The sequence below is a fragment of the Novosphingobium sp. SG751A genome (assembly GCF_013149295.1).
In the GTDB taxonomy this organism is placed as follows: domain Bacteria; phylum Pseudomonadota; class Alphaproteobacteria; order Sphingomonadales; family Sphingomonadaceae; genus Novosphingobium.
Genome location: NZ_JABGCB010000005.1, coordinates 104,061 through 117,689 on the forward strand (window position 1 = coordinate 104,061; position 13,629 = coordinate 117,689).

Consider the following 13,629-nt stretch of genomic DNA (forward strand, 5'->3'; position numbering starts at 1 on the left):
ATGGCCTTGAGGCCATGCGCCTGCTTTTGGTGGTGGGCTGCGCCTTGGCGTTGATTCTGGCGGGAAGAATTTAAGGGATGATATGCGAGGGTCTAGACCCTCGCGCTCCCATTACTGTATTCGTTGCGTTAAGGGTTCGGCGTTTGGTGTCGGACGTGGCGTTGGGATTTTTAAAGCCTGCGGCGCCTCCAGCGCAACCTCCCCGCGCCGCAGGCTTTAACAATTCCCCGCCCTCTCAAACCTCCCCCCACCCCATTCATGGGATTGCAAAGGGACAAGTCCCTTTGCCCGCCGGAGGCATAACCCTTCTGCCCCTCTCAAAACGATTGCCCCGAACCCATCCATCCGCCATGAAGCCACGCTATGGCGATACTATCAGACAAATGGATCCGCGAAGCGGCGCAGACGCAGGGGATGATCGAGCCGTTTCTGGAGCGGCAGCACCGCGAGGGTGTGATCTCTTACGGGCTTTCCTCTTATGGCTATGACGCGCGCGTGGCCGATGAGTTCAAGATTTTCACCAATGTTGATTCGGCGGTGGTGGACCCCAAGGATTTTGCCGCGAACAGCTTTGTGGACCGCAAGACCGATGTCTGCGTGATCCCGCCCAATTCTTTCGCGCTGGCCCGCACGGTGGAATATTTCCGCATCCCGCGCGATGTGCTGGTGATCTGCCTTGGCAAGAGCACCTATGCGCGCTGTGGCATCATCGTGAACGTGACCCCGCTGGAGCCGGGTTGGGAGGGTCATGTGACGCTGGAATTCAGCAACACCACGCCTTTGCCTGCCAAGATTTACGCCAATGAGGGCGCGTGCCAGTTCCTGTTCCTCAAGGGCAATGAGCCTTGCGAAGTGTCCTATGCCGACCGCGCGGGCAAATATATGGGCCAGCGCGGCGTGACGCTGCCCCGTTTGTAATTTGAGCCTTTAAACCTAAGGGAGAGCCGAGATGTTCAGCCATCTTTTTGTCGGATCGAACGATCTGGCCAAGGCCAAGATTTTCTATGACGCCGTGTTTGCCGCCATCGGCGGGCCGGAGGGCGTGCTGACGCCTGCGGGCAATCGCCTGATCTATGGGCATAAGGGCGCCAATTACATCATCTGCACCCCCAATGACGGCAATCCGGCCTGCACCGCCAATGGCGGCACGATCGGCTTTGGCATCGACAGCGTGGAGCAGGTCGAGGCATGGCACGCCGCCGGCGTGGCCAACGGCGGCACCAGCGTGGAAGACCCGCCGGGCATTCGCCCCGCCTTCAACGCCTATATCGCCTATCTTCGCGATCCCGATGGGCATAAGCTGTGCGGGCTGCATGTGCTGCCCAAAGAAGCCTGATGTGAGATGATCCCCGCGCCCGAACCCTTGCCCTTTTCGCTCGACAGCGGGGGGAAGGTGTACGGGCGCGACGGATCGGTGGCCTATGCCGGGCGCCTGTGGGTGCCCGAGGCGCCGGTGGCGCTGGAATTCAATGGCCTGGCCTATGCGGTGATGATGGCCACTCCGTCCGATCTGATCGACTATGCCACCGGCTTTGCCCTGGCCGAGGGGTTGATTTCGGACGCGGCGCAGATGGGCGAGATCGGCGTGGCGCATCTCGACATCGGCTGGATCCTGCGGGCGCAGGTCGACGGGCTGGACGCGGCGAAATTGTCCGAACGCGTCCGGGCGCGGGTGGCGGAAAGCTCTTGCGGCCTGTGCGGCATGGAGAATCTGGAGGTGGTCGCCCGGCCCTTGCCGCAGGTGGCGCCCCACGCTGCGATCACCCCCGACGCCATATTCGAAGCGGGCGAGGAATTGCGCGAGCATCAGACGCTGGGCCGGGCCACATCAGCCGCCCATGCCGCCGCCTTTTGCGCCCCCGATGGCGCCATACTGGCCTGCCGCGAGGATGTCGGGCGGCACAATGCGGTGGACAAGCTGGTGGGGGCCATGGCGCGCGCCGGGGCCTCGCTGGCAGATGGCTTTGTGTTTTCCACCGCGCGCTGCTCGTATGAAATCGTTGAAAAGGCGGTCAAGGCCGGGGCCACGACTCTGGTGACCATTTCGCTGCCTACCTCTTTGGCGGTGGCGCGCGCGCGCGATGCGGGGCTCTCGCTCTGGGTTCTGGCGCGGCATGACAGTGTGATTTGCGTCACCTCGCGATAGTTTGAGCGCTTATCCGGGTCAAAATCGGCGCGCTCTCTTGCCGGATGCCTATCCGATGGGGCAAGGGAGTGGTCCATGTGGCGCCTTTACCAATTCCCGCTCTGTCCTTTCTCCCGCAAGGTCCGTCTCGTCATGGGCGAGAAGGGGATTGCCTATGAACTGTGGCGCGAAAATCCGTGGGACATGCGCGATGAATTCCTGAACCTGAACCCGGCGGGGCGCACCCCGGTGCTTCAGGACCCGGAAAAGGGGCTGGCCCTGTCGGACAGCCGGGCGATCTGCGAATATCTGGAAGAAACGGTTGAGCGCAGCCCGCTGATCATCGGCACGGCCGCGGCGCGGGCGGAAATCCGCCGCCTTGTCGCCATGTTCGATGAAAAATTCTTTGCCGATGTCACCGGACCTCTGTTGCAGGAACGGATGATGAAGCGGCTGGTGCTGCGCCAGTCGCCCGACTCGCGGGTGCTGCGCGAAGCGATGCGGCTGGCCCATGATCACCTCTATTACATCGACTATCTGGTCGATACGCGGCCATGGCTGGGCGGGGCGACTTTGTCGCTGGCCGATCTGGCGGCGGCGGCGCAGATTTCGGTCTGTGACTATCTGGGCGGGCTGGACTGGAGCGGGCACGAGCAGGCCCGCACATGGTATTCGGTGTTCAAAAGCCGCCCCAGTTTTCGCCCTCTGCTGGCCGAACGGATGGAAGTGATCCAGCCGCCGAGCCATTATGCGGATCTCAATGCCTGATCGTTGATCGGTCCGGGGCATCCCTATCCCTGAATGCTGCATAGAGTCAGGCGACCGCTTTTCACTTGGCGGGGCGGCGATTTGCGCCGCCTGATCCTGTGGCAGGAGGGCGGCCTGCTCATTTCCTTTGTTGCAAAGCCGAAACATACGGACTGGCCTTTAACCGGTCCGATTTTTGCCCGCCCGAGGCCGTATCCGCGCGATTTGCAGGTTTATTTCTACGATTTGCATCTATTGATATGGAATGCGCCATAATCCGTGCATAAAACGGCATTATATTTCATACATTTGTAACTATCGGTCTTTGTGTCCGCTGCTTTGATGCAACAAATGTGACTGAATTGCAACATTGGCGCAATATTTAACTGACAGTGGTGTCAGCTTCTTTACCCCGGCCCGACACAGCGGCAAGACAGCGCCATTGCTCTGTCACTGTGCGGGGGCGCGCCATGCAAACTTCCGGGGCATCAGGAAGTCGGGCCTCAACGCTTGCCGAACGAACGGAGCTTTGTCCTGGCCAATCCTTGGCGGCTGGCCGCACGCGCAGCGCGCGTAACAAAGGGGTGAACATGAAAACGAACCTTGCAAACGCACTGAGGCATGGCGCCGCGCCGCTGGTGATGAGCATCGCCATGCTGGCCGGTCCTGCCTATGCCCAACAGGCTTCGATCGTCGATGGTCCGCCGCCGGCCCCCGCCGCGCCGGTCGACACTTCGGCCACGATCGTGGTGACGGGCACGCGCATCGTCAATCCGAACCTGAAATCGGCCGCGCCCATCACCACCGTATCGGCGCTCGATCTCAAGGTGGCGGGCACCACCCGCACCGAGGACATCCTTAACCAGTTGCCGCAGGTCTTTGCCGCGCAATCTTCGACGCTGGCCAATGGCGCGAGCGGCACGGCCGAAGTCGACCTTCGCGGGCTTGGTCCCAAGCGCACGCTGGTGCTGATCAACGGCCGCCGCCTGATGGCGGGCGACCCCAGCCCGACCAGCAGCTCGGCCGCTGACCTTAACTTCATCCCGTCCTCGCTGATCAAGCGCGTTGACGTGCTGACCGGCGGCGCATCGGCTACGTATGGCGCGGATGCGGTGGCGGGCGTGGTCAACTTTGTCATGGACAAGGATCTCAACGGCCTGCGCATCGACGTCAACGATGGTCTGTATCAGCACAACAACGGCTCGACCATGGTGCAGGGCCTGCTCAATGCGCGCACCGCGGCGGGCCTGTCGGGCTATGATTATCCCAAGGGCAACACCTGGGGCGGCAACAGCATTGACGCCACGATTTCCTATGGCACCAAATTTGCCGACGGCGCGGGCCATATCATGGCCTATTTCGGTTATCGCCAGAGCAATGCGCTGCTCCAGTCTTCGCGCGATTTTTCCAAGTGCACGATTCAGAACAGGACCGTTTCCAGCAATGCGACCCCGCGCAGCGGATTGCAGTGCGGCGGTTCAGCCACCTCGGCCAATGGTAACGCGGTTTATTATACGCCCGCCTCGATCGCCAGTTCGTCATCGACCATCGGCACATTGGGCAACGGCACATTTGGCGGGGCACCCACGCGCTACAACTTTGCGCCGCTCAATTACTTCCAGCGCCCGGACCAGCGTTACACCGCCGGTCTTTTCGCGGATTACGAAGTAAATTCGGCGCTGCACCCCTATCTTGAATTCATGTTCATGGACGATCACACCGTGGCCCAGATTGCCCCTTCGGGCGATTTTGGCAACACGCTGACGATCAACTGCGACAACCCGCTGATGAGCGCGCAGCAGCGTGGTGAGATTTGCACCGACGTTAACAAGGTCAACCACTATCTGGGCACGTTCCCGCTGGTGGACTTCGTTTATAACAACCTGCCCACTGCCACGCAGGCGCAAACGACGGCCGTGGCCGGCGGCAACACTGCCTTCTTCCAGTTGCTGCGTCGTAACGTCGAAGGCGGCGCGCGCGTCAGCGATCTCCAGCACACCTCGTTCCGCACGGTGGTTGGCTCGAAGGGCGATCTGGGGCATGGCTGGGGCTATGACGCCTATTTCCAGTATGGGCGCACCAATTATAACCAGATCTATTCGAATGAATTTTCTGCTCAGCGTCTGGGTTATGCGCTCGATGTGGTGACCGGCCCCGCGGGTACGCCGGTGTGCCGTATTTCGCTCACCTATCCCTCCTCAGGCTGCGTTCCCTATAACATCTGGTCGGGCTCGCCCTCGGCCGCCTCGCTGGCCTATCTGAGCGCCACCGGCTTCCAGAACGGCTATACCAGCCAGACGGTGATTTCGGGCACGCTGACGGGTGATCTTGGTACCTATGGCCTGAAATCGCCGCTGGCCAGCGATGGGGTGAACATCGCGCTGGGTGTCGAGCGTCGCACCGAAAAACTGGTGCTCAATACGGATAATGCCTTCCAGTCGGGCGATCTGACCGGTCAGGGCGCGCCCACTCTGCCGATCAACGGTGGCTATCACGTCACCGAATTCCTTGGCGAAGTCGCGGTGCCGGTGATCGACCGTATGCTGACTTTCAACGGCGGTTTCCGTTATTCGGATTATGCGATCAACAATGGCAAGGGCTATAAGACCGGCACCTATAAGCTGGAGCTGGACTTTACCCCGATCGAGGACATCCGCATTCGCGCCAGCCTTAACCGAGCGGTTCGCGCGCCCAACATTCAGGAAATGTTCCGCGCCAACTATGTTGGCCTTGATGGTGTGACCGATCCTTGCGCGGGCCATGCCATTCAGGCGTCGGAAACCGGCTGTCTGGCGCAGGGGTTGCGTGTGGGCCAGGTGGTTGCCGCCAACCCTGCGGCGCAATACAATGGCTATCTGGGCGGCAATGCCAATCTGCGTCCGGAAAAGGCCACCACCAAAACTGTGGGTGTGGTATTCACCCCGCATATGGTGCCGGGCCTGTCGGTAAGCGTCGATTACTTTGACATCAAGATCAATCAGGCGATCCAGTCCTACGGCGCCGATGCGATCCTGACCGCCTGCGGTTCGGGCAGCTCGCTGGCTTGCAGCCTTGTGCATCGCAATGCCGCCGGTTCGCTGTGGCTGTCCTCGGACGGTTATGTCACCGATCTTGATAGCAATGTGGGCTGGGTCAAGACCGCCGGTTTTGAAGTCAACGCCAGCTACTCGAAGAACGTGGGTGCATGGGGCAAGATCAGCGCCAGCCTGACCGGCACGGCGCTGAGCGAGAAGTCGACCTATAACGGTCTGTCGCCTGCTTATGACTGCGCCGGCTATTATGGCCCGACCTGCGGTGTGCCTGCGCCCAACTGGCGCCACAAGGCTCGCCTCACCTGGTCCACGCCCAAGAATATCGATGTATCGTTGACCTGGCGTTATGTCGGTTCGGTCAACGTGGAATATATGAATCCGTCGGCCACTTTGGCGGATTCGCACTACAGCCTGTATAACAACAAGCTGCCGGCGATGAATTACATCGACCTGTTCCTGACGGGCAAGGTGACCAAGAGCCTGTCGGTTCGTGCGGGTGTCAACAACCTGTTTGACAAGGATCCGCCGCTGGTAACGTCTGGTGGCTCGGGTATCCTCGGTGCTGCTTCCACCCCCAGCGCCTGCGCCTCGGTCTATTGCAATGGCAATACCTATCCGGGCGTGTATGACTCGCTGGGTCGCTATCTGTTTGTTGGCGCAACGGTCAATTTCTGATCTTTTGGCGCTAACGTGATTGGCAGCGGCGGTTTTCCCATCCGGGAGAGCCGCCGTTTGCTTATGATAGAAGGGGAATTTTCGTGAGCCTTGATGCTGGCGGGATGACACAGGCCGACGAACAGGAGACAATCCGTCAGATTGTCGGCCTTGCTCGCGGCGGGCGCATGGATGAGGCCGCGATTGCGGTGCGCCGCGCGGCCGCGCGCGGGGCGGGCGGGCCGGTGTTTGCCGCATTGGCCGGGGCGGTGGAGTTTCATCGCGGGCAATTTGCCGATGCCATCCCCCATCTGCGCTTGGCCCATAGCGCCCAGCCTGCCGACATGACCGTGCGCGCCAATCTGGTTGAGGCGCTGTATCGCACCGGGGCGGGCGATCAGGCGCTGGCTCTGTGCGAAGAGGATGCGGCGCGGGCGGACCGGTCCTTGCGCCTTGCGCGGATCGGCGGCCATCTGGCGCAGGAGGCGGGGGATTTCACCCGCGCCGCCGCACTTTACCGCATCGCTCTGGCGGGCGATCCGCGCGACTGGTCGGGGTGGAACAATCTGGGCAATGCTTTGTCGGCGCTGGAGGATTGGGATGGGGCGATTGCGGCGCTGCGCCGCGCGGTGGAGCTGGCGCCTGATTCCGCGCCGGTGCGGCTCAATCTTGGCAAGACGCTGATCGAGGCCGGGCGGGGCGAGGAAGGCGAGGCCTTGCTGCGCGCGCTTGTCCGCGAATTTCCGCAGGAGGCAGCCACCCATTACGCGATGTTCGATGTGCTGCGCGGGGCAGGCGATGCCGATGGGGCGCATCAGGCGATTTCCGCCGCCGCGCGTCTGGCCCCTGATGATGCGCAGATTCAGGCCGATTGGGGCCAGCATTGCGCCATGATGGGGCTGTTCGACGAGGTGGAGGCGCCGCTTCGCAAGGCTTTGGCGATCGATCCCTCGATTGCCCCGGCTTGGGTCGGGCTGGCCAGCGTGCTCGAACGGTTGAACCGCGAGGATGAGATCGAACCTCTGCGCGCGACGGCGGCGGCCCATCTCGATGCCGCCTCGCTCTCCTTCATCGATGCGCTGCGCCATAAACGCGCCCATCGCTATGACGATGCGCTGGCCGCGCTGGAGGCGGCGGGCGAGGATACGGTGACGACTGCTCAACGCCATCACCTGCGCGGGGTGCTGCTCGACCGGCTGGGACGCTATGACGAGGCCTTTGCCGCCTTTGCCGCGATGAATGCCGAATTTGCCACCGATCCCACCGATCCGCGTGGGCGGGGCGCGTGCTATCGGGCGGAAATCGACGCGGGCGCGGCTTTGCTGACCCCGGCATGGCGGGCCGGATGGGGGGCGTTCACGCCCGCGTCCACGCGCCCCGCGCCGATCTTCCTGCTGGGATTTCCGCGTTCGGGGACAACGCTGCTCGACACGATGCTGATGGCCGAACCGCGCGTGCGCGTGCTGGAGGAGGCGCCGATCATCGCCGAAATCGAGGCGCAACTGGGGGGCATCGCCGCCCTGCCGGGGGTGAGCGCGGGTCAGATCGAAGAGGCCCGCGCGCTCTATTTCGCCCGCGCCGCCGAACTGGCCGATATGGCGCCTGACAGCATCGTGCTGGACAAGCATCCGATGCATCTGCGCCATGCGCCCACCATCGCTCGCCTGTTTCCCGAAAGCCGGTTTATCCTTGCCCTGCGCCACCCCTGCGATGTGGTGCTGTCCTGCTGGCTGACGAATTTCCGGTTGAACAATGCGATGGCCAGCTTCCTCGATCTGGAGGACGCCGCCGCGCTGTATGAAGCCGCCTTTGGCCAGTGGGAAAAGGCCCGCGCGCTGCTGAGCCTGCCCGTGGGCGAGGTGGTCTATGAACGCCTTGTCGAGGACAAGGATCGGGAATTGCGGCCCCTGTTTGACTGGCTGGGGCTGAACTGGCCGGAGGGCGGGGTGGACCACCGCGAGGCCGCCCGCGCACGCGGCACTGTTATCACGGCCAGCTATGCTCAGGTGACCGAGCCGATCTATACCCGCGCCTCCGGGCGGTGGCGCCGCTATGAGGCGCATCTGGCCCCGGTGGCCGCGCGCCTTGCGGGCTGGATCGAACGCTTCGGCTACGGCGAGGGACCGCAGGCATGAGCGCTGTCGAGGCCATGGTTCGTGCGGGCGATCTGGCCGGGGCGGCGGAGCAGTTGGAGCAGGCGTTAGGCGAGGAACCGAGCCTGACGCGCTATCTGCAACTGGCGGGTCTGCGCCGCGCTTTGCGCCAACCGCACCGGGCCCTGCGCGCTGTGGAGGCGGGGCTGGCGCTGGCGCCGCTCGATTTCATGGCGCTGTGCATGCGGGCCGGATTGCTGGAGAGCATCGGCGATCCGGGCGTGGGCCGCGCATGGGACGAGGCGCTGGCGCAAAGACCGGAGGGCGATCTGCCGCCGCCGCTGCTGGCCGCGCTGGCCCATGGTGAAAGTTTGCGGGATCAGTGGCGGACGCAGCGCGCCGAGCAGATGGCGCAGGCCACGCAGGCCAGCGAATCCGTGGGAGGCGATGAGGCATGGCGCATCGCCCGTTTTCGCAGCAACGCGCTGCGCCAGACCCGCCCCTATTATTCCGAGCCGACCCATTTCTTCTTTCCGGGTCTGAGTATGCGCGAATACCACCCGGCCGAGCGCTTCCCTTGGCTGGCCGATCTCGCCGCCGCGACCGAGGCGATCCGGGCCGAGATGCTGGCCGTGATGCAATCGGACCGCGCCGAACTGGCCCCCTATATCCAATATGCCGAGCATCAGGCGCTGCGCCAGTGGCAGCCCTTGAACCACAATCCCGACTGGACTGCGATCCATCTGATCCGCCGGGGCGAGGTGGTTTCGGCCAATGCCGCGCAATGCCCGGCCACGATGGATCTGCTCTCGCGCATGCCCCAGCCCGATATTCCCGGGGCCTCGGCCAATGCGCTGTTTTCCCTGCTGGCGCCCCATACGGCCATCCCGCCCCATGTGGGGGTCAACAATGCGCGGCTGCTGTGCCATGTCCCGCTGGTGGTGCCCGACGGCTGCTGGTTTCGCGTGGGGGCCGAAACGCGGATGTGGCGCTTGGGGGCGCCTTTCGTGTTTGACGACACGATCGAGCATGAGGCGATGAACCCCAGCGATCACCTGCGCGTGGTGATGATTTTCGACATCTGGCACCCGGATCTGACGCGGGGAGAACGCGACGCCGTGCGCGCCATCGTGGCGCAGGAAACTGCCGCCGGAAATCTGGGTTAAATAAGGAGCATTGTGATGAAGCATCGTTTGATGGTGATGGCGGCGTCTCTGGCGATGATCCCCGCCGCGTCGGGGGCGCAGACGGTGTTTGACGCGCCTTCGCCTTTGCCGTTCCACGCGCCCGATTTTTCGCGCATCAAGGACGCCGATTTCCAGCCCGCCATCGAGCGCGGCATTGCGCTGCAACGGGCAGAGATCGACGCCATCGCTGCCAACCCCGCCGCCCCGACTTTTGCCAACACGATTGAGGCGATGGAGCGTGCGGGCCAGATGCTCGACCGTGTGAACCAGGTGTTTTCCGCGCTGACCAGCGCCAACACCAATGACACGCTGGACGAGGTGGACCGGGTCACGGCGCCCAAGCTGGCGGCGCTGAATGACGAAGTGTCGCTCAATGCCAAGCTCTTCGCCCGTATCAAGGTGCTGCATGAGAAGGCAGCGGGGCTGAAGCTCTCGCCTGTTCAGCGCCGCCTGCTGGATCGCACCTATGAGAGCTTTACACATAGCGGCGCGCTGCTGGACGAGGCGGGCAAGACGCGGCTCAAGGCGATCAACCAGCGCCTTGCCAGCCTTTCGACCGAATTTTCGCAGCAATTGACGGCGGGCACGCGCGAGGCCGCGCTGGTGGTGAAGGACAAAGCGGCGCTGGCGGGCCTGTCGGAGGGCGAGATCGCGGCGGCGGCCAAGGCGGCCGAGGGCAAGAAGCTGCCCGCGGGCACCTATGCGCTGCCCCTGCAGAACACGACGCAGCAGCCGCAACTGGAAAGCCTGTCCGATCCGGCCACGCGCAAGGCGCTGTTCGAGGCGAGCTGGACCCGCAGCGAGCGGGGCGATGCGCATGACACGCGCGCGATGATCACCGAAATGGCCCAATTGCGCGCCGAAAAGGCCAAGCTGCTGGATTACAAGAACTTCTCCGACTATCAGCTTTATGACCAGATGGCCAAGAATGGTGCCAACGCCCGCGCCTTCATGGCCAAACTGGCCCCGGCATTGAAGGCGGCGCAGGAGCGGCAGGTCAAGGAATTGGCCGCGCTGATCGCCAAGGACGGCGGCGACACCAGCGTCAAACCATGGGATTGGCAGAAATATGCCGGGCAAAGCCTGAAGGCCAAGCTCTCCTTCGATCCCGCCTCGGCCAAGCCCTATTTCGAGATCAACAAGGTGATGGAGGATGGCGTTTTCTACGCCGCCAACCAGCTTTACGGCATCAGCTTCAAGCGCCGCACCGATCTGCCCGTCTATCAGGAGGATGTGCGCACCTACACCGTCTATGACAAGGGCGGCAAGGAACTGGGCCTGTTCTATTGGGACCCGTGGAAGCGGGACAACAAGCAGGGCGGCGCATGGATGAGCAATTTCGTCGGCCAGTCGGGGATGATGGGGACCAAACCGGTCATCTATAATGTCGAAAATTTCGCCAAACCGGCGGCGGGAGAGCCGCTGCTGGTCAGTTTCGACGATGTGATCACCATGTTCCATGAATTTGGCCATGCGCTGCACGGCCTGTTCTCGGACCAGTATTATCCCAGCATGTCGGGCGCCAATACGGCCCGCGATTTCGTCGAATTCCCCAGCCAGTTCAACGAGAACTGGGCCACCGACCCCAAGGTTCTGGCCCATTATGCGCGCCATTATCAGACCGGCGCCCCGATGCCTGCGGCCATGGTGGAAAAATTGAAAGACCTGCGCCGCATCGATCAGGGCTATGATCTGGGCGAGGTGGTGGCCGCCGCGATGCTCGATATGGACTGGCACGCGCTGCCCGCCGATGCGCCGCGTCAGGATGTCGATGCCTTCGAGGCCAAGGCTTTGGCCGCCACGGGGCTGGACACCGCCCATGTCCCGCCGCGCTATCGTTCCAGCTATTTCCGCCACATCTGGGCCAATGGCTATGCCAGCGCCTATTACGCCTATCTGTGGACCCAGATGCTCGACCATGACGCCTATGACTGGTTTGTCCACCATGGCGGCCTGACCCGCGCCAATGGCGAGCGTTTCCGCGCTATGGTGCTCTCACGCGGATCATCGCTGGATTATGCGGCCATGTACAAGGGCTTCACCGGGCGCGATCCCTCGGTCACACCGATGCTGCGCGCCAAGGGCCTGATCGACTGAAATTCCCCCTATCAGAAGGTTTGAGACATGAAATATTCGCCCTTGCTGGCCGCTTTTCTGCTGGGCGCGGCTGTGCCTGCCTTGGCGGCGCCCGCTGTGGTCAAGGTTCCGCCGATTGACGTGGCGCTGATGAAGGACACGGTAAAAACCCTCTCCGCCGACGACATGGAAGGGCGCGGGCCCTCCACCGCCGTCGAGCCCAAGGTGCTGGACGCGATCATCGCCCGTTTCAAGGCGGCGGGGCTGAAGCCGGGCGGCGAGAAGGGCGGGTGGCTGCAAACCGTGCCCACCGTCGAAATGACCGTGGCGCAGAGCAGCCCGCTGACCATCGGCGGCGTCGGCTTTGTCCGAGGCAGCGATTTTGTAGCCACCAGTTTCCGCCATGTGCCCCATACCGAGATCAAGGACAGCGATCTGGTCTTTGTCGGCTATGGCATCAATGCGCCCGAATTGGGCTGGAACGATTACGCCGGGGTGGACATGCACGGCAAGGTGGCCGTGATCCTCATCAACGATCCCGATTATGCCGCCAAGGACGAGGTGGGCCTCTTCAAGGGCCGCCGCATGACCTATTATGGCCGCTGGACCTATAAATTCGAGGAGGCCGCCCGGCAGGGCGCGCGAGCGGCGCTGATCGTGCATGACACTTATCCTGCCGCCTATGGCTGGAATGTGGTGCAGTCGAGCTGGTCGGGCTCGGAATATTATGTGGCGCGGCCCGACAATGCGATGGACCAGACCGAGGCCAACGGCTGGATCCAGATGGGCGTGGCGAAAAAGGTGTTTGCCGCGGCGGGCAAGGATTTCGCGGCCCTCTCCGAAGCGGCCAAGCAGAAGGGTTTCAAGGCGGTGCCGCTGGGGCTCAAGGCCAGCCTGTCGTTTGACAGCACGCTGCGTCGGGCCGAATCGCACAATGTTGTGGGCATCCAAAAGGGCCGTGTGAAGCCCGATGAGGTGGTGCTCTATTCGGCGCACTGGGATCATCTGGGGCACTGCGAAAAGGATGCGAAAGGCGACGGCATCTGCAATGGCGCGGTGGACAATGCGACCGGGGTGGGCGCGCTGGTGGCGCTGGCCAAGGCGAATGTGAAGGCGGGGCCGGCGCGGCGCAGTCAGGTGTTCGTCGCGCTCACGCTCGAGGAATCAGGCCTGCTGGGCAGTGAATTCTATGGCCAAAATCCGCTCTATCCGCTGGCGAAAACGGTGGGCGGGGTGAATATGGACGCGCTGGCCCCCATCGGCCGGGCGCGCAATTATGCCATCACCGGGGGCGATAAATCCGACCTTACCGGCATTTTCCGCGCCGTGCTGAAGCAGGAAGGGCTGTATGAAAGCCCCGAAGACCATTCCGAACGCGGCCACTACTACCGCTCGGACCACTTCAGCCTCGCCAAGCGCGGTGTACCCATGTTCGACATCGCGCGCGGGCAGGACCTCTTCGCAGGCGGCGCCAAGGCGGGCGCATTGGCCACCGAGGACTATGTCGAACATCGCTATCACCAGCCCTCGGACGAATATTCCGATGCGTGGGATTGGTCGGGCATCACGCAGGACGTGAAGCTGTTCTACAAGCTGGGGCGGATTCTGGCCGATGGGGCGATGTGGCCTAACTGGCACAAGGGCGACGAGTTTCGCGGGATTCGGGATGCGAGTTTGAAAAGCGGGAAGTGAGGTTGGAGGGGTTTTAAGGTGCC

Annotated in this window: 10 protein-coding genes; all 10 read left to right on the top strand. The window is 62.9% G+C overall.

All coding sequences use genetic code 11. The features are described from left to right. Positions 1-363: 363 nt before the first annotated feature. The 10 genes from dcd (at position 364) to FHW96_RS08315 (ending at position 13,606) form a co-directional block, all read left to right on the top strand. A complete protein-coding gene (gene dcd, locus FHW96_RS08270; protein WP_168603303.1) occupies positions 364-918 on the top strand; it encodes a dCTP deaminase in 555 nt (184 codons plus the stop codon). Between the two features lie 31 nt (positions 919-949). Beyond that, positions 950-1,336, top strand: a complete 387-nt coding sequence (locus FHW96_RS08275) for a VOC family protein (protein ID WP_172340087.1) — start codon at positions 950-952, stop codon at positions 1,334-1,336. A 6-nt stretch (positions 1,337-1,342) separates the two neighbouring features. After that, a complete protein-coding gene (fdhD, locus tag FHW96_RS08280; RefSeq protein ID WP_172340088.1) occupies positions 1,343-2,146 on the top strand; it encodes a formate dehydrogenase accessory sulfurtransferase FdhD in 804 nt (267 codons plus the stop codon). Between the two features lie 75 nt (positions 2,147-2,221). Then, on the top strand, positions 2,222-2,893 hold the full coding sequence (locus tag FHW96_RS08285; protein ID WP_172340089.1) for a glutathione S-transferase family protein: 672 nt from the start codon (positions 2,222-2,224) through the stop codon (positions 2,891-2,893). 81 nt (positions 2,894-2,974) lie between these two features. After that, positions 2,975-3,148 (top strand): hypothetical protein, encoded by a 174-nt coding sequence (locus tag FHW96_RS08290; protein WP_172340090.1) that lies wholly within the window; start codon positions 2,975-2,977, stop codon positions 3,146-3,148. A gap of 314 nt (positions 3,149-3,462) precedes the next feature. Further along, on the top strand, positions 3,463-6,579 hold the full coding sequence (locus FHW96_RS08295) for a TonB-dependent siderophore receptor (RefSeq protein WP_172340091.1): 3,117 nt from the start codon (positions 3,463-3,465) through the stop codon (positions 6,577-6,579). Positions 6,580-6,662: 83 nt separating this feature from the next. After that, entirely contained in the window at positions 6,663-8,693 is a 2,031-nt protein-coding gene (locus FHW96_RS08300) for a sulfotransferase (RefSeq protein ID WP_371815672.1), read from the top strand. Further along, positions 8,690-9,817 (top strand): aspartyl/asparaginyl beta-hydroxylase domain-containing protein, encoded by a 1,128-nt coding sequence (locus tag FHW96_RS08305; RefSeq protein ID WP_172340092.1) that lies wholly within the window; start codon positions 8,690-8,692, stop codon positions 9,815-9,817. The genes FHW96_RS08300 and FHW96_RS08305 overlap by 4 nt, the downstream gene beginning before the upstream one ends. Positions 9,818-9,832: 15 nt before the next feature. Continuing rightward, positions 9,833-11,935 (top strand): M3 family metallopeptidase, encoded by a 2,103-nt coding sequence (locus FHW96_RS08310; RefSeq protein ID WP_172340093.1) that lies wholly within the window; start codon positions 9,833-9,835, stop codon positions 11,933-11,935. 27 nt (positions 11,936-11,962) lie between these two features. Further along, on the top strand, positions 11,963-13,606 hold the full coding sequence (locus FHW96_RS08315; protein WP_172340094.1) for a M28 family metallopeptidase: 1,644 nt from the start codon (positions 11,963-11,965) through the stop codon (positions 13,604-13,606). The last annotated feature ends 23 nt before the right edge of the window (positions 13,607-13,629 follow it).

Coding starts and splice junctions, on each gene's coding strand:
- dcd (WP_168603303.1), top strand. CDS start 364: ATGGCGATACTATCAGACAAATGGATCCGCGAAGCGGCGCAGACGCAG.
- FHW96_RS08275 (WP_172340087.1), top strand. CDS start 950: ATGTTCAGCCATCTTTTTGTCGGATCGAACGATCTGGCCAAGGCCAAG.
- FHW96_RS08305 (WP_172340092.1), top strand. CDS start 8,690: ATGAGCGCTGTCGAGGCCATGGTTCGTGCGGGCGATCTGGCCGGGGCG.
- FHW96_RS08285 (WP_172340089.1), top strand. CDS start 2,222: ATGTGGCGCCTTTACCAATTCCCGCTCTGTCCTTTCTCCCGCAAGGTC.
- fdhD (WP_172340088.1), top strand. CDS start 1,343: ATGATCCCCGCGCCCGAACCCTTGCCCTTTTCGCTCGACAGCGGGGGG.
- FHW96_RS08295 (WP_172340091.1), top strand. CDS start 3,463: ATGAAAACGAACCTTGCAAACGCACTGAGGCATGGCGCCGCGCCGCTG.
- FHW96_RS08310 (WP_172340093.1), top strand. CDS start 9,833: ATGAAGCATCGTTTGATGGTGATGGCGGCGTCTCTGGCGATGATCCCC.
- FHW96_RS08315 (WP_172340094.1), top strand. CDS start 11,963: ATGAAATATTCGCCCTTGCTGGCCGCTTTTCTGCTGGGCGCGGCTGTG.